The organism is Novosphingobium sp. 63-713, from assembly GCF_001898925.1.
Lineage (GTDB): Bacteria > Pseudomonadota > Alphaproteobacteria > Sphingomonadales > Sphingomonadaceae > Novosphingobium.
In genome coordinates, this window is record NZ_MKVS01000026.1 from 350,110 (window position 1) to 371,597 (window position 21,488).

Annotated in this window: 16 protein-coding genes; 11 read left to right on the forward strand and 5 right to left on the reverse strand. The window is 60.2% G+C overall.

What is annotated here, in order from left to right; translation table 11 throughout:
• Positions 1-30: 30 nt before the first annotated feature.
• From BGP00_RS12395 to BGP00_RS12410, 4 genes are all read left to right on the forward strand, one after another.
• Positions 31-8,238 (forward strand): glucoamylase family protein, encoded by an 8,208-nt coding sequence (locus BGP00_RS12395; protein WP_292689498.1) that lies wholly within the window; start codon positions 31-33, stop codon positions 8,236-8,238.
• Between the two features lie 244 nt (positions 8,239-8,482).
• On the forward strand, positions 8,483-10,402 hold the full coding sequence (locus tag BGP00_RS12400; protein WP_292689499.1) for a PAS domain S-box protein: 1,920 nt from the start codon (positions 8,483-8,485) through the stop codon (positions 10,400-10,402).
• Positions 10,395-11,054 carry a response regulator gene (locus BGP00_RS12405; RefSeq protein WP_168602809.1) on the forward strand — a complete coding sequence of 220 codons (660 nt, stop codon included), beginning with the start codon at positions 10,395-10,397 and terminating at the stop codon, positions 11,052-11,054. Before BGP00_RS12400 ends, BGP00_RS12405 begins: the two co-directional genes overlap by 8 nt.
• A gap of 161 nt (positions 11,055-11,215) precedes the next feature.
• Entirely contained in the window at positions 11,216-11,872 is a 657-nt protein-coding gene (locus BGP00_RS12410; RefSeq protein ID WP_292689500.1) for a helix-turn-helix domain-containing protein, read from the forward strand.
• A 380-nt stretch (positions 11,873-12,252) separates the two neighbouring features.
• Here BGP00_RS12410 and BGP00_RS12415 read toward each other — a convergent pair whose 3' ends face one another.
• The 3 genes from BGP00_RS12415 to BGP00_RS12425 all read right to left on the reverse strand — a co-directional run bounded on the left by BGP00_RS12415 (position 12,253) and on the right by BGP00_RS12425 (position 13,990).
• On the reverse strand, positions 12,253-12,705 hold the full coding sequence (locus BGP00_RS12415; RefSeq protein ID WP_292689501.1) for a host attachment protein: 453 nt from the start codon (positions 12,703-12,705) through the stop codon (positions 12,253-12,255).
• A gap of 387 nt (positions 12,706-13,092) precedes the next feature.
• The gene (locus BGP00_RS12420) at positions 13,093-13,494 is read right to left on the reverse strand and encodes a CBS domain-containing protein (protein ID WP_292689502.1); all 402 of its coding nucleotides are present in this window, start codon (positions 13,492-13,494) and stop codon (positions 13,093-13,095) included.
• A gap of 154 nt (positions 13,495-13,648) precedes the next feature.
• The gene (locus BGP00_RS12425) at positions 13,649-13,990 is read right to left on the reverse strand and encodes a hypothetical protein (protein ID WP_292689504.1); all 342 of its coding nucleotides are present in this window, start codon (positions 13,988-13,990) and stop codon (positions 13,649-13,651) included.
• A 49-nt stretch (positions 13,991-14,039) separates the two neighbouring features.
• Here BGP00_RS12425 and BGP00_RS12430 point away from each other — a divergent pair, with 49 nt between their 5' ends.
• The 7 genes from BGP00_RS12430 to BGP00_RS12460 are packed head-to-tail and all read left to right on the forward strand — an operon-like array spanning position 14,040 to position 20,158.
• Complete coding sequence (locus BGP00_RS12430) at positions 14,040-14,279, forward strand: hypothetical protein (protein ID WP_292689505.1); 240 nt, start codon at positions 14,040-14,042, stop codon at positions 14,277-14,279.
• A complete protein-coding gene (locus tag BGP00_RS12435) occupies positions 14,276-15,622 on the forward strand; it encodes an erythromycin esterase family protein (protein WP_292689506.1) in 1,347 nt (448 codons plus the stop codon). Before BGP00_RS12430 ends, BGP00_RS12435 begins: the two co-directional genes overlap by 4 nt.
• Positions 15,619-16,260: an alpha/beta hydrolase gene (locus BGP00_RS12440; protein WP_292689507.1), complete on the forward strand. Its 642-nt coding sequence runs from the start codon at positions 15,619-15,621 to the stop codon at positions 16,258-16,260. Before BGP00_RS12435 ends, BGP00_RS12440 begins: the two co-directional genes overlap by 4 nt.
• Positions 16,257-16,949 (forward strand): phosphoribosyltransferase, encoded by a 693-nt coding sequence (locus BGP00_RS12445; protein WP_292689508.1) that lies wholly within the window; start codon positions 16,257-16,259, stop codon positions 16,947-16,949. The genes BGP00_RS12440 and BGP00_RS12445 overlap by 4 nt, the downstream gene beginning before the upstream one ends.
• The gene (gene ppsA, locus BGP00_RS12450) at positions 16,946-19,333 is read left to right on the forward strand and encodes a phosphoenolpyruvate synthase (protein ID WP_292689510.1); all 2,388 of its coding nucleotides are present in this window, start codon (positions 16,946-16,948) and stop codon (positions 19,331-19,333) included. Before BGP00_RS12445 ends, ppsA begins: the two co-directional genes overlap by 4 nt.
• A gap of 4 nt (positions 19,334-19,337) precedes the next feature.
• A complete protein-coding gene (locus tag BGP00_RS12455) occupies positions 19,338-19,898 on the forward strand; it encodes a nitroreductase (RefSeq protein WP_292689511.1) in 561 nt (186 codons plus the stop codon).
• Between the two features lie 35 nt (positions 19,899-19,933).
• The gene (locus BGP00_RS12460; RefSeq protein WP_292689512.1) at positions 19,934-20,158 is read left to right on the forward strand and encodes a hypothetical protein; all 225 of its coding nucleotides are present in this window, start codon (positions 19,934-19,936) and stop codon (positions 20,156-20,158) included.
• On the opposite strand, the gene BGP00_RS12465 is transcribed toward BGP00_RS12460, so the two are convergent.
• Together BGP00_RS12465 and BGP00_RS12470 are read right to left on the reverse strand one after the other, a co-directional pair.
• Positions 20,133-20,468: a hypothetical protein gene (locus tag BGP00_RS12465; RefSeq protein WP_292689513.1), complete on the reverse strand. Its 336-nt coding sequence runs from the start codon at positions 20,466-20,468 to the stop codon at positions 20,133-20,135. The genes BGP00_RS12460 and BGP00_RS12465 overlap by 26 nt on opposite strands.
• A 40-nt stretch (positions 20,469-20,508) precedes the next feature.
• Positions 20,509-21,402 carry a LysR family transcriptional regulator gene (locus BGP00_RS12470; protein ID WP_292689514.1) on the reverse strand — a complete coding sequence of 298 codons (894 nt, stop codon included), beginning with the start codon at positions 21,400-21,402 and terminating at the stop codon, positions 20,509-20,511.
• Positions 21,403-21,488: the final 86 nt, after the last annotated feature.

Sequence of the window (21,488 nt, forward strand, 5' to 3'; positions counted from 1 at the left end):
GAACGTATCAGCGATTGGCTGAAAACTGCCATGGCGGCGGCGGCAAGCGCCGAACCGTCCAATTCCTCGGCGGCTGAATGGCTTCTCGACAATGGCTATCAGGTGCAGCGGGCGGTATTGCAGATCGCCGAAGATTTGCCCTCCGGTTTCTATTGCAAGCTGCGGACCATTGCCACCGGGAGGATGCAGGGTGATCCGCGGGTCCTCACCATCGCGCATGACCTGCTCTATGCCACGCATTTCCAGATCAGCCGTGAAAGCGTGTTGGCCTATCTTGAAGGCTATCAACAGCATGACCCGCTTGATATCGCGGAGATCTGGGCTTTGCCTGCAACCTTGCGGATCGCCTGTCTTGAACTGTTGATGGCAGGCTTTGCGCGGGCCTTCCCTTCGGTTCCCGAACCCATTCTCGTCAGCGCGAGCTGCAGGGAGTATCTCGGTTTTTACCAGCCGGTGGAATGCGTTGCGCGCTCAATCGCCAATCTGGGCATTGTCTCCAATATCGCCTGGTCCGACGTGTTCGACGCGATCAGCCATGTTGAGCGCACGCTGGAGCGAGATCCTGCAGGCAGCTATACGAGCATGGATTTCGAGACGCGCGATGCCTATCGGCGCTCGGTAGAGCGGATCGCCGAGCATTGCGGGGCAGGGGAGGTTGCGGTTGCCGAAAGCGCCATTCTGCGTGCCGGTGAAAGCAGCGAACTGCCCCATTCCCATGTGGGCTACTGGCTGATTGGAGCAGGCAGGCCGGAGTTTGCCAGACAGCTTGGCGCGGGCCGGTCGCTGGCCGGCAGGTTGTGGGCTTTCTTGCGCGAAAATCCCGGCGCGGCCTATTTCGTGGCGCTGCTCTTATGCGGGCTGGTCGGGCTGGTTCTCCCTTCCGCCTATCTCGCGTTCAACCGGGCATCGCTGTGGCAATGGGTGCTTGGCCTGGCCTTCTCTGTCCTCCCGGCAACGGTTCTGAGTGTCACGCTGGTCAATTGGCTGGTCACAAGCGTGGTGGCGCCCAGACGTCTGCCCAAGCTTGATTTCTCACGCGGCATCGCGCCTGCATGGCCGACGCTGGTGGTGATGCCGGTCATCATAGGCGATGCGGGGCAGGTGGCAGGTTTGCTGGCCCGTCTCGAGGCGCATTGTTTGGCCAATCCCGAGGCAAAGGGGTTTGTCATGCTCTCGGACCCATCCGATGCGGCCCTCGAACGCAGACCGGGCGATGAAGCGATTGAGGCGGCGCTCCAGCAGGGGATCGACAGGCTGAACCGCAAATATGCCGCGGGCGATGCCACGGCCGGTTTCTGTCTTTTACACCGAAACCGCCGATATAACCCTGCGCAGGGATGCTGGATGGCCTGGGAGCGAAAGCGCGGAAAGCTGGAGGAATTCAACCATTTCCTGCAGACCGGAGACAGCCGCGCCTTCCCCTTGACCGCAGGCCCGGTCGATCTGCTCGTCGGAGCACGGTTTGTCGTGACGGCCGATGTCGATACAAGGTTGCCGCCCGGCTGCGTGGCACGGATGGCCGGAGCTTTGGCCCATCCGCTGAACCGGCCGATTTTTGACGGTTTGGGCAGGGTGGTTTCCGGCTATACCGTGATGCAGCCTAGGGTCGAGATCGCCCCGCATGGTTCGGACAGTCTTTTCGCCAGACTGTTTGGCGGCGATACCGCGATCGATATCTATTCCCGAGCCGTCAGCGATGTGTATCAGGACCTTGTCGGTACAGGCAATTTCGTGGGCAAGGGCATATATGACGTCCCCGGTTTTGCCCGCAGTCTTGAAGGACGCATTCCTGAAAATTACCTGCTGAGCCACGATTTGTGGGAAGGGCTGCACGGTCGTTCGGCGCTGGCGAGCGACATCATCGTCTATGAGAGTTTTCCATCGAGCTACGGCGAATATGTGCGTCGTTGGCATCGCTGGGTGCGCGGTGACTGGCAATTGCTCCCCTGGCTTTTGCCCAAGGTGCCCGGGCCGGGACAGATGCGCCTTCGGAACAGGCTGACGCTGTTTGATCGCTTGCGGATCTGGGACAACATGCGGCGCAGTCTGGTGCCGGTCAGTGTCCTGTTGCTGATGATCGGCGGGTGGTTCCTGCTGCCGGGCAGTCCTTTGGGCTGGACCATTCTGGCTCTGCTGGTTCCGGGCGCCTGGCTCTTCACGGATTTGGTGACCGGGCTGGCCCGCGGTCGCCGCCGAGGGGTGATAATCAGCACTTTTCGTCAGACGGGAGAGCATCTGGCGCGCTGGCTGTTGCAGATCGTTTTCCTGCCTTCCGATGCGGCAACCGCTCTCCATGCCATTGCGGTCACCATGTGGCGCATGGGGCGCCGCAGACATATGCTGGAATGGACCAGTGCAGCCGATGTCGAGCGCAAAATGGCAAAATCCACCCATCGCGCGGGGCAATGGCGGATAGGCTCTGCCTCGACCATCTTTGCGCTGGGGCTGTTTTTGGCCTTTATGGTTGACGGGCATGGATTTGTCGCGGCCGCTCCCCTCCTTTGCCTGTGGCTGATCGCGCCGGAAATTGCCGTGGTCACTGGTACGCCACGTTCACACGCCATGTCGCGGCTGGATGAGCAGGCACGGATTTTTCTCCGCCGCACGGCAAGGCGCAGCTGGCTGTTTTTCGAAACCTTTGCCCGCCCCGAGGATAATTGGCTCCCGCCCGACAATCATCAGATGGAGCCGATCCAGGCCACCGCTCATCGCACTTCGCCCACGAACATCGGCATGATGGCGCTGTCCATGCTCTGCGCCTGGCGCCTTGGGCATATCAGCACAGAAGAGTTGCACACCCGGTCCGAAGCGATGTTTGCATCTCTTGGTCGGCTTGAGCGGTGGCATGGCCATTTTCTCAACTGGTACGATACCACTTCGCTGGCTCCTCTCGAACCGCGCTATGTGTCCACAGTCGACAGCGGTAATCTGGCCGTCAGCATGGTTGTGCTCGCGCGGGGATGCGATCTGGCGGCTGATGAGCCGGTCTTTTCAACGGCCCGCTGGGACGGGCTGGAGGATTGCCTGGGCCTGCTGTGTGAACAGCTGGAACACGGCGGCCATGATGACAGGGCCTTGCTCTCGTTCATTGCGCAGATACGCGTTGCGCGCAACGAGCCGACCCGTTGGCCCGCGGTTGTGGAGCAAGGTCTGGAGCAGCTGGCGCAATTGCGGGCCGAACTTGTGCGCTCAAGCAAGGAAGTGACCCTGCAGTCAGGCGAAAGATTGCGGCAATTGCAGATCTGGATGGAGCGCAGCGAGCACCACCTGGCCGCCTGCCGGCGCGATCTTGACGCTTACTTGCCATGGCTGCGGCTGCTCGCCCATGCGCCCCCGGAAGCGGAGGCGAGCGCAAGACAGATCATCGAAGGCCTGTCACCCTATGCGCGTCTGAACGACATTGCCCGGCTGAGGAATGCGGCCAAAATGCTGGAAGGCATGTTTGCCCAACAGCACGAATCCGGTCCGCTGCGGATTTGGAAGGCGGAACTGGGCAAGGTCACGCGGCGGGCTCTGGTTCGGTGGCGCAGATTGAGCCGCGCGTTGAAGCGCAGCGCCGACCGGGCCGCTGCTCTGGCCTATGAGATGGACTTTGGCCCGCTCTATGACACGCGCCGCAAGCTCTTCCATATCGGTTACGACGTCAGTGCCCAACGGATTGATCCGCATTATTACGATCTTCTGGCCAGCGAGGCGCGATTGGCGAGCTATTTTGCCATCGCCAAGCAGGATGTCCCGCCCGAGCACTGGTTCCATCTGGGCAGACCGATCGTGAAACATCCCGGTGCGCTGGCGCTGGTTTCGTGGAACGGGTCGATGTTTGAATATCTGATGCCGGCTCTTTTCCTGCGCAGCGATCCCGAAACGCTGCTTGGTGAGAGTGAGCGCAGCGCGGTCCTGAGCCAGCGGAATTATGGCGCGCGCATGGAGGTGCCTTGGGGCATTTCGGAATCGGGCTTCGCTTCGGCGGGGGCGGACGGCATTCTGCGCTATCGCGCCTTTGGTGTGCCCGAACTGGGGCTGCGTCGCGGCCTTAATGAAGATCTTGTCATCGCGCCCTATGCCACGGCTTTGGCCCTGGCGGCTGACCCTGAAGCTGCGGTTGCCAATCTACAGCACCTCAAGGCATTGGGCGCCATTGGCCCTTTTGGCTTTTACGAGGCGCTTGATTTTACCGCAGCGCGCTGTCCGGAGGCTGGAAAGCCCGCTGCGGTGCAGTCCTTCATGGCCCATCACCAGGGCATGATGATTGCGGCAATCGGCAATGCCTTGTGCAATAATCTCTTTGTTTCGCTCTTTCATGCGGATCCCAGAGTGCAAACCGTCGATCTTTTGCTGAATGAGCGCATACCATGGGAGTTGCCGCCAGAACTCGAACGGCTGGACCGCATGGCCCAAACACCTTCGGTCGGTTCGGAGATTGCGCGGCCCCAGCCGTGGGAAATGGCGATCCGCCCCGAGCAGGGCCGCCATCTGCTTGGCAATGGCCGCCTTTCCCTGCGCCTTGGGGGAAGCGGCGATGGCGATCTGCGCTGGAATGCCATGGCATTGACCCGTCCCGCTTCTGTGGATCAGGACGTCGGCCATTTCTTCTATTTTCGGGACCGGGAAAGCGGTGCGGTATGGTCGGCCGCGAAAATGCCATTGGGCCGGGGTGCGCACCATACCATCTATAATGCGCATAAGGTCGAATTCCGAAATGAAGCGGAAGGCATTGTTACTGTTCTGGACGTGCTGGTGGCGCCTTCCGAGGATGTCGAGATCCGACGGCTGCGCATGGTCAACACGACCGGCAAAACGCGGCGGATCGGGCTGATCAGCGATGCCGAGATCGCTCTGGCCCCCATTGCCGAATGGCAGCGCCACCCCGTTTTCGCGCGCCTGTTCGTCGAGGCGGAAACCCATGCGGAAATGAATGCCTTGCTGTTTGCCCTGCGTCCCCGTTCTCCGGGAAACCCGTCTCCTGTGCTGGTCCAGCGCCTTGTCATGTCCGATGACCGGGTGTCTTTGCGAGGATGGGAAGTATCACGGGCCAAGTCGCGGCAGCGGTTGGCCAATTCCCGAGACTGTCCCTACAGTTCCGGTGCGGTCGGTGGACGCGGCAGGTTTCCGCTCGATCCGGCGGCGGTTTTCGACATGGACATCGAATTGCCCGCCCATGGCGAGACCGAATTGGCGATTGTGACCACGGTTGCCTCATCGCGCGAGGAAGCGCTGGACTTGTCGCGTCGCTACGGCTCGCTCGGCGCGCTGGATTGGGCGGAACAGGAAGCCGCAGCCCGATCTGCCCGCGATCTCCATACACTGGGCCTGAGGCCGGATCGCCTTGCCGAGGCGCAAGCGATGTTTGCCCAGCTTGCCGGCAATCTCGCTCCGCATCATGCGCCGTCGGACCTGGGATACCGGGATGATCTTTGGGCGCTGGGCATTTCGGGCGATTGTCCTTTGCTGCTTGCGGAACTGGATGAAGACTTTGCCGCCGAAGAGCTGCGCTTTATCCTCGCTGCCCAGCGCTTCTGGCGATGGCGCGGTTTTGAAGTGGATCTGGTGCTCCTGCACTCGGGCATTTCAGGCTACTTTGAGCCTTTGCGCGACCGGATCGTCGAAGCGGTGCGTCAGGCCGGAAGCGATGATCTGCTAGGCGCGCGCTCGGGCGTGCATATTCTGGCTCGCGAATATATCGAGGCGAGGCGCCTGCGCACCCTGCAGCATGCTGCCACTCTGTGTGTGCACGGCACGGGCGGGGCATGGAAGACGCCGCCGCGTGAGGGCGAGGACGAAATGGGTCCTCTCTTCATTCCGGCGGGGCGCAAGGTGGAATTTCAACCCCTGGCGCAACCGGAGGAGATCGTTGCGCTCCAATTCGGCAATGGCCTGGGCGGTTTTACCGCCGGTGGGGATTACCGCATTGACCTTGATCCCATGCGTGCCACGCCCGCGCCCTGGGTCAATGTCCTTGCCAATGCGGATTTTGGCAGCATCGTTACCGAGGCTGGACCTGGTTTTACTTTTGCCGGCAACAGCGGAGAAAACCGGCTGACGCAGTGGCATAATGACCCCCTGTGCGATCGGCAGGGCGAAGCGCTTTACCTGAGGGATGAAGAAACCGGGCAGGTCTGGTCGGTGACGCCGCTGCCTGCCGGACGAGGCGGGGCCTGCCGGGTGGAACACCATCTGGGGCAAACGCAATGGCACCGACAGGGCATGGGGCTTGTCCAGGATTTGTCCTGTTTTGTGGCCGCCGACGACCCGGTCAAAATCTTCCGTCTCAAATTGACCGACTGCACGGGGATCGCCCGCCGCGTTACGGCCACATGCTTTGCCGATTGGCTGTTGGGCGCGATCGCGGGTGAGCCTGCAATGCTTCGCCAAAGCGTCTATCGTCCGGAACTGCGCGCCATTCTCGCTGTCAATCATTGGCATAGCGAGTTCTCCGGTCGTATTGCCTTCCTTGCCGCCAATGCTCCTCCGCACAGTCTGACAACGTCGCGCCGCGCTTTTCTTGGCGCCCCGGCCGATTGGCAATGCCCGGTCGGTTTGCAAAACTGGGATCTGGGCAATCGTTCTGACAATGCCGGAGACGATGCCATCGCCGCGCTCCAGCTCCACATGGATATTCCCGCCAATGGGGTCTGCGAAATCGCCTTCATGCTGGGCGAGGGGGCGAATGAGGAGCAGGTGGCCGATATTATCGGGCGCTGGCAAACCGTCCCCCAGATCGATGGCGGTGAGGCTCGTCTGGCACAGGCGTGGGGCCGCCATTGCGCGATCAAGGTCGAGACACCTGATCCCGCGTTTGATCTCATGGTCAACCGCTGGCTGCCCTATCAGACGATGTCCTCGCGTCTTTTTGGCCGTGCCGGATATTATCAGGCATCCGGCGCTTTCGGTTTTCGCGATCAGTTACAGGACGTGCTGGGCCTGTTCTGGTCCGATCCGGACCTCGCGCGGCGGCAGATCCTGCAGGCCGCCGCCCACCAGTTTTCACAGGGAGATGTCTTGCACTGGTGGCATCCGCCGGCCGGAAGAGGGGTGCGGACGCGCTGTTCGGACGACCTGCTCTGGCTTCCCCATGCGGTGGCCCAATATGTCCGGGCTACCGGTGATGCTTTGTTGCTGGACGAAAAAGTGCCCTTTCTGGAGGCACCTGAGCTGAGCAGACAGGAGCATGATCGTTTCGCGCAGTTTCCTGAAGGGGAAAAAGCGACGGTGCATGAACATTGCCTGCGCGCTTTTGGGCGTGCCTGGCGTCTGGGCGACCACGGTTTGCCATTGATCGGCGACGGCGACTGGAATGACGGGATGAACCGGGTGGGCAGCGCGGGCAAGGGCGAGAGCGTCTGGCTGGGCTGGTTTATGGCGGCCACCATCCGTGATTTCGCTGAACTTGGAAGCGAGGGGGACCGCAAAGACTTTGCCGAAATTTGGCTTCCGCGCGCCCGGATGCTGACCGATGCCATTGATCGCCATGGTTGGGATGGCCAATGGTATATCCGGGCGATTGATGATCAGGGTCGAAACTGGGGCGCGCAATCCAACGATGAATGCCGCATCGATTCCCTCGCCCAGTCGTGGGCGGTGATCGCCGGCGGCGGTGATCCTCTTCGGGCAAGGCAGGCTCTCGACAGTGCCTTTAAAGAACTGGTGCGTCCTGAGGATGACATTGTTCGCCTGCTGCATCCCCCCTTTGACGCAACGGCGCGCGATCCCGGTTATATCAAGGCCTATCCTCCGGGGATCCGCGAAAATGGGGGGCAATACAGCCATGCAGCGGCATGGCTGGGCATTGCCGCCGCGATGTTGGGCGATGGCGCGCGGGCCAAAACGGTGTTTGACCGCATCAATCCCATCAAACACAGTTCTACGCCCCAAACGGCCCAGCACTATGCGATTGAACCCTATGTTGTGGCCGGAGATATCAGCGGCGGCGAGGAACATCTGGGGCGTGGGGGCTGGAGCTGGTACACAGGCGCGGCCGCATGGAGCTGGCGGCTTGCCAGCGAATTTATCCTTGGGCTCAGGCTTGAAAAGGGTGAACTGAGGCTGGTTCCCTGTCTCCCGCCGGACTGGCCCGGCTTTACCGCAACATTGCGCGGCCAGGGTATCATCGAAGTGACTGTCGAACGGGGCGGGGAAACTGGCCTGAGCGTGGATGGTGAGGCTTATTCGGGTTCGACAATTCCGTTTCCCGGACAGGGGGCACGGCGCAAGGTTGTCCTTGTTATCGCCGCCTCATGAGCCTTGACGCTCTATTTGAAAACTTCCGCACTGCCTTCAATTAATGGCGAAATATCAGAAATTACATGGCTGTGGCGGTTCAATATCAGCCTGCGCATTAGGTATAATCACGCATAGATGGGATAGCGAATTTGCGAAAATAAATGATCCGTCAATTGGATTGCACTCGGTTGAAGGAGGCCGGAAGAGGTGCAGCTTTACCACTGGCGGCGGCGTGATTTCGCGGTGTTGAGGATCGTGCCCGATGTATCTGCTGCAAAAATGGGGGTGTGCTGGACGCATGGGGGACGGGATGGCGAAATTGCTGCAGAGCGGAGATATTGAAGATCTCTTTTTGACCCATCTTCCCATAGCCGTTGCCATATTCGACTGCGAAATGCGCTACCTGGCCTGCAGCCGTCGCTGGTTGGAGGATTACGGCATCCAGGATCAATGTATTGTCGGAAAATCCCATTATGAAATCTTTCCCGAGATCGATGACCGCCTGCGGGCAATTCATCGTCGCGTTCTGGGCGGTGAGAGTCTTTGCGGCGATGCCGAAGTGTTCACGCGGCTGGACGGCTCAATTGATTGGGTCGAATGGGACATGGTGCCCTGGCATGGACCGACGGGAGAAGTCGCCGGCGCCATTCTGTTCACCCGGCTGGTCAACGATTTGGTTCGCATACGCCAGAAGGCCATGACGCTGCAGACAGAGCTTAACCTGTTGATTGACAGCGCCCGGCAATACGCCATTTCCATGTTCGATCCGGATGGAAAGGTGGTGCTCTGGAACAAGGGCGCCGAGCGGCTCTATGGTTGGAGCGAAGCCGAGACGCTGGGCAGGCACATCAGCTTTTTCTTCAAGAACCGATTGGGCGAGGAGCAGCAGGTCCGGGCATGGCTGCAAATGGCGCTGGTATCCGGACCGGTGGTAGAGCGCAGCTGGCGCAAGAAAAAGGACGGAACTTCGTTTTTTGGCGAAATTAACATCAGCAGGATTGATGATGCCGGCGGCTGTCTCGTCGGATATAGCTGCGTTGTTCGGGATATTACAAAAGAATATGATCAGTTGAGGCGTATAGAGGGCAGTGAGACCCAGTTGCGCGCCATTCTCAACACAGTTCCCGACGCGATGGTAACGATCAACGAGAATGGGATTATTCAGTCATTCAGTCTGGCCGCCCAGAATTTATTTGGATACAAGCCCGAGGAGGTGATCGGCAAAAACGTCTCAATACTGATGGACGAACCGGATGCGCAGCGCCATGACGAATATCTGAAGCGTTATCTGGCCACAGGACAACGCCACATCGTCGGCAATGTGCGCTGTGTGACCGGAAAGCGTAAGGACGGCACACTCTTTCCTCACGAGCTTTATATAGGCGAGGCTATCTCGCAAGGCAGTCGCGTTTTTACAGGTTTTCTCCGCGATCTGACGGCCAGGCGCGAGGCGGAGGCGAAACTGCAGGAGCTGCAGTCGGAATTGATTCATATTTCGCGCGTGTCCGCGATCGGATCCATGGCCACGGCATTGGCCCATGAATTGAATCAGCCTTTGACCGCCATCGCCAATTATGTCCAATCGACGGCGGTTCTGCTTGCTTCTTATGAAGACGAAACGATCTCGTCAGCCCGCAGCGCGATGGATGAGGCTGCGCGCGAGGCATTGCGGGCAGGCGCGATCGTCCGCCGACTGCGTGAATTTGTGGCGCGCGGGGATCTGGAGCGCGTGATTGTCCATCCCCAGGATCTGGTGTCGCAGGCAAGCGCACTGGGCGCGGTCGGCAGCAAGGCCCGCGGTGTCCTGTGCGATATAGATGTGCCCGCCTCGTTGCCCTGCGTTCTGGTGGATCGGGTACAGATCCAGCAAGTGCTTCTCAATCTGCTGCGCAATGCATTGGAGGCCGTCGATGACTCCGGCCGCATCGTCATCAGCGGGCAGGTGATGGGCGACATGGTCCATATTGCAATGGTCGATAACGGGCCGGGAATTGCCCCCGACCTGGAGGCCGATCTGTTCGAACCCTTTGTCACCAGCAAGGCGACCGGAATGGGCATCGGGCTGGCCATCAGCCGCACCATCGTGGAGGCCCATGGCGGACGGCTTTGGTACGAAAAGGCCGACGGGGGAGGCGCTGCTTTTTACATGACTTTACCGATCGCGGAGACAGGCGATGCATAAACAGGGGCTGGTTCATATTGTTGATGATGAGGATTCGGTGCGTCGCTCTCTCGATTTTCTTTTGCGGACATCGGGTTATCGTGTCGAACGCTGGATGGATGGAGAAAGATTTCTCGATTGCGCCGACAATTCCGTTGCGGCCTGCGTGCTGATGGACATCCGAATGCCCGGTCTTGACGGTCTGACGGTCCTTGAACGCATGGCGGGGCGCGGCCTGAATTTCCCCGTCATCGTTTTGACCGGCCATGGAGATATCACACTGGCCGTTCAGGCGATGAGAGGGGGCGCCATCGACTTTCTGGAGAAGCCGTTCGATCGCGAAAGGCTCATACAGTCGATTGAACTGGGCTTTCGGCAGATCGACGATCGCACGGCGCTGTTTGAACGGGCGCAATGGGCAAGGGGACAAACCGCAAAATTGACAGAGCGCGAGCGTGAGGTGCTCGACGGGCTGGCTTGCGGATATCCCAACAAAACGATTGCCTTTGATCTTGGAATCAGTTCGCGAACAGTCGAGGTCTATCGCGCCAATATTATGGAAAAGCTGGTTGTCACAAATTTTGCCGATGCCTTGCGCATTGCGTTTGCGGCCGGTTTGGGGCGGGAAAAGCACTGGAAACAGACCCATCGCATCCGTTCCCGAACAGCCTGATCCGAACAGGCTTTTTTGCGTTGCTTGCGGCCGCCGAGAAGCTCGCGCGAGCGGGGACGACTTCAGATCTCTGTCTTCGCGCTATGTATATAACCCAATGCCGTATTGCCGCGCCCTGTCTAGTCTGACTGGTTCAGTCAAGCTGAGGTGTCAGAATCGCCATGAACAATTTTGTGAAATTGGAGCCGCGGCGTTATGAAATCGCCATGCCGGCAAAATCGGGAGAAATGCTTTTCCTGGAGGGCGATCCTTGCGAGCATGTCTATGAACTGCGCGCCGGGGTCGCACGGGGCATAAGCATGTCGGTCGAGGGAAACAGACAGGTTACCGCCTTCTTTTTTGCCGGTGACCAGATTGGACTGCCGGTAACCGAGTCTTACCGTTTTACCGCCGAGGCCGTGACCGATCTGCTCTATGTCCGTCATTCACGCCGATGGTGGCATGAGGCGCTGATCCGCAGTTACCGTGAGGATGGAAGGCTGCTGCCCTCTATTTGCGCCGAACAGGACCCCATTTTTCGTCGCGGCATGATCCTGGGCTGCAATGGGGTTCTTGTCAGGCTCTGCGCATTGTTGACCTCGATTGTCGACCGGCTTCCCATGACGTCCGACGGCAGTCTCTTTCTGCCCCTGCCGCAGGTCGATATGGCGGCCTATCTTGCCACAACGCCGGAATCGATTTGCCGCGCCTTGCGCCGGTTGCGCGAGCAAAGCATCATCAGCATGCCGCGGCGCGATCAGATCAACATTATTGATCGCGACCGTCTCGAGGTCTTTGCGAATGGAGGAATCCGGCAGTCCGGTACGGCATTTGTCTAGCCGATGGGGTTGCCCCATGCGCTTTGGTATCGCGCCCTGTACGGGCGACCATCCGCCGTCAATCGTGCTTCTGCGGAATCCGGCTCAACCCGATAGGATTGTCTTCATTCCTGCTTTTAAGAAATTCTTTGATGAAGGTGGAGGATTTTGTAAATTTATCCGAAATACGTGATTAATCTAGGCGGATGATTGCGAATAAATGCCTATCAAGGATGGTGCAGAGTCCCGGTTGCATATGTAAGTGCAAGGAGGGAATTGCATGTTTAAAATGATAATTTCCGCATCTGCTTTGGCTATCACGGTGCCCACTCCGGTGTTTGCCGCGAATGCAGAGGATCCCGTTAATTGGGATGGTCCCTATGTCGGCGTCAATGGCGCCCCTACTCGCTGACGGCTGCCTGATAGCCGCTCAGCAGGCGCGTGATGTCGTCGAGCGAATGCTTGACCAGATCCTTGTCGATTTCGGCGATCAGCCGGACACGAATCCGCTCATCATAGTGGCGGCGCAGCACGCCAAGCGCGCGGGGCGGGGCCGCAACGACAAGGCCGCTGCTGTCCTCTGCTGCCCCGGCGAGCGCTTCTGCGCAAGCGGCAAGGAATGCGTCCTCATTGGCCTGATGCGGATCTGCACGCGCCACGGTGTCGTGCCCCGGATAGGCTCGAGAAAAGCCGACGCCCGGCGCATCGGCAAGCAGATCCCGGTTGGGAAGGTTTTCGAACTGGCGATGTCCGATCACGCGCAAATCGGGCTCCAGTTGGGTTCCGCAATTTTTGAGCAGGAGCATGCGCGCGCCATCGGCGAGCAGAATGATGACATCATGAGGCAGTTTCATGTGGTGGTCTCCCAATTGGTTGGGTGTGCAGCAAAACCTCGCCGTGATCCCGTCCCGTTCTCCCTGCGGCCTTGTCTGCGGCCCGCATCAACACTTGTCCTCCGGCATCCTGTGCGATCTGTCGTGCGATCTGCATTGCCTGCTCGCGGTTCGAGCCCGGTTTTTCCTTGCGGGAAACGACGGTCAGCCCGCGGCGAAACCATCACTGTGCTAGCTGCCTTGCGGACAGTGTCAGACAATGGTCGCCACGGGCCTAGCCATCGAGGTCGTTGTCGGTGAGGCTGGCTGTTCGTAAGGATCTAGCTTTCCCTGTTGAACCGCTACCTTCCGACTCGCCGTCTGGCCTTTACTTGATCGCATGACCGGATTTTCGCGAGTTGATGGCCATCAAGTATGATGGGCGGTAACGGCGCGAAGTGCCTCGGCCAGAATGGAGGGCGTGGCCTTGGCCGCAACGTCACCCAGGCTGAGCATTCCCACCATCCGGTGATCGGCATCGATGACAGGCATCCGCCGGATGCATCTGCTTTCCATGACCGTCACCGCGTCTTCCAATTCTTCATTGGCATGGCAATAGATGATCGGCTTGGTCATGACGTCGCGTGCGGTGAGCTGAAGCGGATCTGAGCGCCGGTCGAACCCGCGCAGGACGATGTCGCGGTCTGTGACTATCCCGATCAACCGGTCATTTTCGCCCACCGGCAAGGCGCCGACATCATCCTGCCGCATGCGCTCGGCGATATCCGGCAATAAGGCATCCGGAGCGATCCAATTGGCACCGCGATGCATGGCTTCTGAGACTTTCATGGGAGGCCTCCTTCATTGGCCGGCTCAGGTTGCACCGATCGCGCGTGCCTCGACTTGCGTCCTGTCAAGCCTGCCGACGGTTCGCGGCCTCCGTACAATTCCCAGCATCGGCGAAAAATTCCGGTGCCTATTCTCATCAGACCGCCGCCGCTTTGCGCTGGGCAGACCTGAACGGAGAAGCACGATGATGGAAGGACATGAGCATCCCGAGGCGCATGGCCAGGGCCATTGCCATCAATGCGATTGCCATATCGACGGCCACGACGACATGGCGGCAAAGATGTTTCATCTGGCCAAATGCGCGAAACATGCGCTTCTCAAGCGCAAGATCGAACAGCATCTGGACGCGAAAATCGGCGCGAAGCTGGATCGCATGGCGCAGCTTGCAGCCGACGCTCTGATCGACAGCATGCAGCGCATTGGCGCCAGAAAGCAGGCCTGCCGTCGCTATGAGGATGATCTGCTGGCCGAGATGCAATCGGAATGGCCTTCGTCCTTTGCACCTGTCGAATAGGGAGGCCCAAACTATGAAAGACCCTGTTTCGGGACCATCGCCCGCCAAAAGGTGGCTCTCGGCGATCATGGTCCTGCTTCTCGTTCTGGTGTTGACCATCTGGTACGTGGCACCGCCCAGCAAGCCCAAACAGGAGCAGCAGGCCAGGCCCGCACCCAGATCGACCGAATGGGCGCCCGAACCAGCGGGGCCTGCGGTCCCGGTGAATTTGCCCAAGACCCCGATGACCAATGTCCCGGATCAGAAGCGATGATCGGACAGCGGCGAGAGCTCGATAGGGACAAGGCGCCGGCACCGCAGGCCGCCGCCCTTGCCGGTCGGCTGCGCGAGGCGGGCGAGATTTTGCCTGCGGTCGAAGCTGCCGATTTTGCCGATGCATTTGACAGGTTTGGGGATGCGAGAATCGTCCTGCTTGGCGAGGCGACCCATGGAACCCATGAGTTTTATGCCGCGCGCGCCGCGATTACGCGGCGTTTGATCGAAGCCCATGGTTTCAATCTTGTCCTTGTGGAAGGTGATTGGCCCGATATCGCGCGCATCGACGGATATGTCCGCCACAATGCTCCACGCCTGCGGGCAGGCGAGGCATTTCTGCGCTTTCCGACATGGATGTGGCGCAATCAGGAGGTTCTGGCCTTCGCTGATTGGCTGCGCGGACACAATGCGCCCCTTGCCGAAGCGGCGCGCACGGCTGTGCGGGGGCTCGATGTCTACAGTCTGGGCGAATCCATCCACGCCGTGATCGCCTATCTCGAAAACCATGATCCCGCCGCCGCCGCCGAAGCGCGGCGCAATTACGGATCGCTGATGGCATGGCGCGGCGCGCCCCAGCATTACGGGCAGGCGGTCGAGCACGGACGCATGGCCGGTTGCGAAGAGGATGTTGTTGCCCAGTTGGGCGAGCTACTGCGAAAGCGCATTCAACTGATCGCCGACGATGGCGAAGCCTATTTCGATGCTGAACAGAACGCACGAATAGTGCGGGCCGCAGAGAGCTATTATCGCGCGATGTATCGCGGGGCGGTGGCCAGCTGGAACCTGCGCGATCGGCATATGTTCGATACGCTCCAGCGTCTCATGGCTTTTCGCTGCGATGCCCGTGCCGTGGTCTGGGCGCATAATTCGCACATCGGCAATGCATCGGCGACCGCAATGGGGTGGCGCGGTGAATTCAATATCGGCGAACTGGTGCGCGCGGCTTATGGCGATGAGGCCGTGCTGATAGGTTTCGGCACAGATCGCGGAACAGTTGCCGCAGCCTCCGACTGGGGAGGCGACATGAAGGTGATGGAGCTTCGTCCAGCACGGCAGCACAGCTGGGAAGAGGCGTTCCGCCATACAGGCTACGCCCGCAGCTTGACCGACTGGCGGGGCAGCAAACGTCAGGCCTTGGCGGAGGCGTTGTCGCACCCCCTCCTCGAACGGGCCGTAGGCGTTGTCTATCGGCCGCAGTCGGAGCTTTTGAGCCATTATTTCGAAGCGGTTCTTGCCGATCAGTTCGACGCTTATGTCTGGTTCGAGGAAACCCGTGCCGTCACGCCCCTTGGACATGAGCGCCCGAAAGGCGCGCCGGAAACCTGGCCTTTCGGGCTATGACAGTGCCGATCGCCATATCGATGCCGGGCTTTCCGCCGCTGGCTGCCATCCTGGGCGTACCTCCCCGGCCGCATGGTCTCGTCATTTTCGCCCATGGCAGCGGCAGCGGCAGGCTCAGTCCGCGCAACAACCACGTTGCCGACCGATTGCGTGAAGCGGGGCTGGCGACGCTGCTCCTCGATCTGTTGACGGGGCCGGAGGAGGCCGACCGCCGTAACGTCTTTGACATCGGCTTGCTGGCTTCGCGCCTGCGCTGTGCGGTGGATTGGGCGGCGGGACATACCGCGACGGCTGGTTTGCCGCCCTGCTATTTCGGTGCGAGCACAGGCGGCGGAGCGGCGCTGCGCGCAGCCGCAGGTGACGCGCGCATTGCCGCCGTTGTCTCGCGCGGCGGGCGGCCCGATCTTGCCGGGGTCGATGCCCTTGCGCGTGTCAAGGCTCCGACGCTGCTGTTGGTCGGCGCGCTGGACCGGGCGGTGATCGAGCTCAACGAACAGGCTTATGAGGCCATGACCTGCGGCCGCAAACTGATGATCATTCCGGGGGCGGGCCATCTGTTCGAGGAACCCGGAACGCTTGATCAGGTCGTCGATTTGGCGCGCGACTGGTTTCTGCATCATTTCGGAGTCAGGCCATGACTGTGCTGTTCAGGGATCGCCGCGCGGCGGGTGTGCTTCTGGCTCGTGAGGTGAAGGCGCTGGGGCTGGAGGACCCTGTTGTGCTGGCATTGCCGCGCGGCGGGGTGCCTTTGGGGTTTGAGGTGGCCAAGGCCCTGGGCGCGCGGCTTGACATATTGCTGGTCCGCAAAATCGGCGCACCGGGCAACAAGGAATATGGCATTGGCGCCCTCGTCGACGGCGCTTCACCTCAAGTGGTGATCGACGAATTGGCGGCGCGGATGGCCGGTGCGGACAAGGCCTATATCGATCACGAAATCGGTCGCCAACTGGATGAAATTGACCGCAGACGTGCTGCCTATCGCACAGGCCCTCCTGTATCGCTGAAAGGGCGGATGGTCGTGGTGGTCGATGACGGAATTGCCACTGGCGGCACTGTGCGCGCTGCCCTGAAAGCTTTGGCAAAGGTGGGGCCACGTGGCATCGTTCTGGCTGTGCCTTTGGCGCCGCCTGATACGCTTCTGAGCTTGCGTAAACTCTGCGATCAGGTGGTGTGCCTTGCTTCGCCCGACCCGTTCTATTCGGTGGGCGTGCATTACGGCGATTTCACTCAGACTCAGGACGCCGAGGCCATTGCCCTTTTGGAAGAGGCTCGCCGCTGGCGTCAGGCAAGCCCTCATGCGGATCAGGCTCGGGGAGGTGGAAAATGACTTGCACGATGCCCGGCATTCTGTGGTTCGAGCAGATCGGCATGGGGGATGTCGGTTGCGTCGGCGGAAAAAATGCCTCGCTCGGTGAGATGGTGTGCAAATTGGGCGAAAGTGGCGTTCGCGTACCCGCAGGATTTGCCACAACCGCCGCCGCCTATCGCGACTTCATCGCCGAAAATGCCATCGAGACCCCTATGCAGGAGCGGATCAGGCTCTATCAGGCCGGTCGGATACCGCTGGAACAAGCGGGGGCCGAGATCCGGGATCTTATTCTGAGCGCTCATCTGCCGGACAATTTCGCTCGCGATATCCGTGCCGCCTACGATCAGCTGGAGGAACGGGCCAAGGTGAAAAATCCGGCCGTGGCTGTGCGCAGCAGCGCAACGGCGGAGGATCTTCCCGATGCCAGCTTTGCCGGGCAGCAGGAAACCTTTCTGAATATCCGGGGACACCGGGCCCTGCTGGAGGCTTGCCTGAGCTGCTTTGCCTCGCTCTTTACCGATCGCGCGATCAGCTATCGCGAAGCCAAGGGGTTTGACCATTTCTCGGTGGCTCTCTCGATCGGCATCCAGCAGATGGTGAGGTCCGATCTGGCGGGATCAGGAGTGATCTTTACCATCGATACCGAAACCGGCTTTCCCCATGTCGCTGTTATCAGCGCCGCGTGGGGTCTTGGCGAAACGGTGGTTCAGGGCTCTGTTGATCCCGATAAATATGTTGTGTTCAAGCCCCTTCTGGCCACACCGGGCACCTGTCCGATCATTGAAAAGACCTGCGGCGAGAAAGCTGTCAGGATGATCTATGCCGATGGCGGCGGCAAAAACACACGGATCGTCGCGACCCGCCTTTCTCAACGCGGCAAATTTGTGCTCGATGATGCGGAAATTGTCGAACTTGGCCGCTGGGCCGTGCTCGTCGAAAAGCACTATGGCCGCCCGATGGATCTGGAATGGGCCAAGGATGGGCAAACCGGTCTGATTTATCTGGTTCAGGCGCGGCCTGAAACGGTGCAGTCGGGGCGCAGCAGCGCCGCTTTCCGCACCTATCGCCTCAAGGCAAAGGCGCAGCCCATCCTTTCCGGGGCGGCGGTCGGGGGCGCCATCGCCTCGGGCAAGGCCTGCGTCCTGCGCAATGCGGGCGATATGGCGCGCTTTCCCGACGGCGCCATTCTGGTGACGGGCAACACCGATCCGGACTGGGTCCCGCTGATGCGGCGGGCGGGCGGTATTGTGACCGATCATGGTGGCAGCACGAGCCATGCCGCCATTGTCAGCCGCGAACTGGGCGTGCCTGCCGTGATCGGAACCGGTCATGCCACGGCGCTGCTGCGCGAAGGGCAGCCGATAACGCTCTCCTGCGCCGGGGGTGAGCAGGGTTTTGTCTATGACGGCCTGCTGGACTACGAAAGCGAGGAGATCGATCCGGGCAGCTTTCCTGCCACACGCACGCAGGTGATGGTCAATATCGCCGAGCCGGCCTCGGCTTTCCAATGGTGGCGACTGCCGGCCAAGGGGGTGGGGCTGGCGCGGATGGAGTTCATCATCAATACGCTGATCAAGGCGCATCCCATGGCCTTGCTGCATCCCGAAAGGGTTGCCGAGGCGGACAGGCGCAAGATTGCCGACCTGATCAAAGACCATGCCGACGGCGCGGACTATTTCGTCGATCTGCTCTCGCGCGGTATCGCGCGGTTGGCCGCGCCCTATTACCCGCATCCCGCGATTGTCCGCCTCAGCGATTTCAAGACCAATGAATATGCCCATCTGATCGGCGGAAGCGGCTTCGAGCCGCATGAGGAAAATCCGATGCTCGGCTTCAGGGGGGCATCGCGATATTATGACGAGCGGTACCGGGAAGGCTTTTCGCTGGAATGCCAGGCGTTAAAGCGGGTGCGCGAGGTGATGGGCTTTGCCAATGTCATCATCATGGTGCCATTTTGCCGCACCCCGGCAGAAGCCGATCGCGTGTTGGCCATCATGGCCCAAAACGGCCTTCGGCGCGGCGAGCATGCGTTGCAGATCTATATGATGTGCGAAATCCCCTCCAACGTGGTTTTGGCGCAGGAGTTTGCCAAAAGGTTCGATGGTTTTTCGATAGGCTCCAACGATCTGACGCAGCTTGTGCTGGGCGTTGACCGGGATTCCGAATTTTTGGCCACCCTGTTCGACGAGCGTGAGGAAGCCGTCAAAATCATGATTGGCGATGTCATCGCCAAGGCCCATGCGGCCGGCGTCAAGATCGGAATATGCGGGCAGGGGCCAAGCGATCATCCTGATTTTGCAGAATTCCTGGTCCATCGAGGCATCGACTCCATCTCTCTCAACCCCGACAGTTTTGCCAGGGCCATCAAAAGTATCGCCCAGGCGGAAGCGGCAGGAGGATAAGCCTATGGATCTGGAACAAGCCATTTACGGCCGTCGCGCAACGCGGGCCTACACTCATGAAGCCATTGACCCGGCGGTGCTGGAGGCGGTGATCGATGCCGCAATACAGGCGCCCAGCGCGATGGACGGTCAGCCCTGGGGATTTTGCATTCTGCGCAATCCGGCCTTGCTGGACCGTATTTCCGATGAGGCAAAGGCGCTGATGCTGCGCAGTCCCGCGCCCGGTCTGGCGCTGCATCGTTTCGAGGAAATGCTTGAGAACCCTGATTTCCATATATTCTATCATGCCCCGGCGCTGATCCTGATCTGTTCGACAAAAGACAGTCCGTGGTCACAGATCGACTGCATATTGGCTGCGCAGAATTTGATGTTGGCGGCCTATGGCAAAGGATTGGGCACATGCTGGATCGGCTTTGCCCAGAGCTGGCTTGAAACGGATGAGGGCAGGGCGGCATTGGGGTTGCCACTCACTTGGCGGCCGGTGGCCCCCATCATTGTCGGTCGCCCAAGCGGGGGTGAACCTGCCCCGCCGCGTCAAAAGCCCGAGCTGCTTTGGCGCGACTGAGCCACCTGTTACGCAAGATTCCCGGAGAATGAGTCATGGCAACTCAACCCGAATTTTTTCCATTGCCCGAGGTTATCCCTCCGCAAGTGCCGCCGGAGGCTCCGGCTGTCCCTGCGCCAGAGGAGGATCCCTTTTTTGAACCTCCCGAAATTCTTCCCGATATGCCCGACGAAGATTTTCCCGATCGCGAAAACCTGTCGATGGTCGATTTCCTGAACAACAGCGCTCGGCAAACTATGGCAAAACTGGCCCCTTCATGAGCGGCAGGCCGTCATAAACTGTCTCGACCTGTGGTTCGAACAGATGCGGACTTGGGACGAGGCTGAGGCAGGCGAGGATTACGGCCCGAGTTCTTATGGGACCAAAGCTGTGCTTTGCGGCGCGGCTTTGGCTGATCTGCCGCTTGATCGGTGGCTGGCGCGATTGAAACAACCCGATGCGCGTTTCGTCCTGCGAGATTTGCCGGAGCAATTCCCAGGCCCGCCAACCCGATTTTGGAACCATGCGCTCGTTGGATTCGCCGAGATTTCCGGGCGCCTTGCCTGAACGAACGTCAAATTTGGCCGCCACCAACGGGGTACATAAAGGACCGTTCTGAGGGCGAAAGGTCTCAGCCTGCCATTTTGCGCGCCAAATCGATGAAGGCCCTGACGGCGGCCGGAGAATTCTTGCGATGGGGGTAATACAGGCAGACGGGCGGCAAAGCCGGTGTCCACTCCGTCAAAAGGCGCAAGAGCCGTCCGTCCTCCAGTTCCTGCTGTACGTCGGACTCCATGAAATAGCCGATCCCGACATCGGCCAGCACCGCCATGCGCGCAAGACTGGCTTCATCCAGCGTGATGGGGCCGGTCACGTCGATGTGAACCGGCTCGCCATCCCTTTCGAAACGCCAGCGATACAGCCCCCCATCGGGCAGCCGGATGCGGATGCAACTGTGGCGCAGCAAATCGGCAGGGACATCAGGCCGCCTATTATTGGCAATATAGGCCGATGTCGCCACCACGACATGGCGGCGCGAGGGGCCCAGCGGGATGGCAATCATGTCCGTAGGCACCAAATTCCGGCTGCGCACGCCAAAATCGAAACCGTTGGCCACGATGTCCACCAGCCGTCCCTCGGTCACCAGATCGACATGCACGCGCGGATAGCACCGCATATATTCCAGCAGCAAGGGGGCGAAAATCTCGCGGGCGGCGGAGGCGAAAGCATTGATGCGCAGCGTGCCCGACGGGGTCTGCTGTTGCGAGCGTACCCCTTCCATCGCGTCGTGAATGGTTCGCAGCGCTGGCCCCACCTGTTCAACAAAGGTCAGGCCAGCATCGGTAAGCGCGACGCTGCGTGTCGTACGGTTAAACAGGCGCACGCCCAATTCCCGCTCCAGCCTGGCGATCATGTTGCTCAACGCGGTGGTCGACATGCCCAGTTCCGTGGCTGCCGCGCGGAAGGAGCCGCGTTGGGCGATGGCCAGCACGCTGTTCAATCGGGTGAGGGCCGGGTCAGTCATTATCCTCAATGTCGCAACAGTCCATCCCGCTTTATCCCTGTTATCACAATGATGGTCCAGCCCTAAGTTTGATCGGTCGGCGCTGA

Excerpts from the sequence above, each read along its gene's own strand:
- BGP00_RS12395 (WP_292689498.1), top strand. The coding sequence starts at position 31 with ATGGCGGCGGCGGCAAGCGCCGAACCGTCCAATTCCTCGGCGGCTGAA.
- BGP00_RS12400 (WP_292689499.1), top strand. The coding sequence starts at position 8,483 with ATGTATCTGCTGCAAAAATGGGGGTGTGCTGGACGCATGGGGGACGGG.
- BGP00_RS12405 (WP_168602809.1), top strand. The coding sequence starts at position 10,395 with ATGCATAAACAGGGGCTGGTTCATATTGTTGATGATGAGGATTCGGTG.
- BGP00_RS12410 (WP_292689500.1), top strand. The coding sequence starts at position 11,216 with ATGAACAATTTTGTGAAATTGGAGCCGCGGCGTTATGAAATCGCCATG.
- BGP00_RS12415 (WP_292689501.1), bottom strand. The coding sequence starts at position 12,705 with ATGAAACTGCCTCATGATGTCATCATTCTGCTCGCCGATGGCGCGCGC.
- BGP00_RS12420 (WP_292689502.1), bottom strand. The coding sequence starts at position 13,494 with ATGCATCGCGGTGCCAATTGGATCGCTCCGGATGCCTTATTGCCGGAT.
- BGP00_RS12430 (WP_292689505.1), top strand. The coding sequence starts at position 14,040 with ATGAAAGACCCTGTTTCGGGACCATCGCCCGCCAAAAGGTGGCTCTCG.
- BGP00_RS12435 (WP_292689506.1), top strand. The coding sequence starts at position 14,276 with ATGATCGGACAGCGGCGAGAGCTCGATAGGGACAAGGCGCCGGCACCG.
- BGP00_RS12440 (WP_292689507.1), top strand. The coding sequence starts at position 15,619 with ATGACAGTGCCGATCGCCATATCGATGCCGGGCTTTCCGCCGCTGGCT.
- BGP00_RS12445 (WP_292689508.1), top strand. The coding sequence starts at position 16,257 with ATGACTGTGCTGTTCAGGGATCGCCGCGCGGCGGGTGTGCTTCTGGCT.
- ppsA (WP_292689510.1), top strand. The coding sequence starts at position 16,946 with ATGACTTGCACGATGCCCGGCATTCTGTGGTTCGAGCAGATCGGCATG.
- BGP00_RS12455 (WP_292689511.1), top strand. The coding sequence starts at position 19,338 with ATGGATCTGGAACAAGCCATTTACGGCCGTCGCGCAACGCGGGCCTAC.
- BGP00_RS12460 (WP_292689512.1), top strand. The coding sequence starts at position 19,934 with ATGGCAACTCAACCCGAATTTTTTCCATTGCCCGAGGTTATCCCTCCG.
- BGP00_RS12470 (WP_292689514.1), bottom strand. The coding sequence starts at position 21,402 with ATGACTGACCCGGCCCTCACCCGATTGAACAGCGTGCTGGCCATCGCC.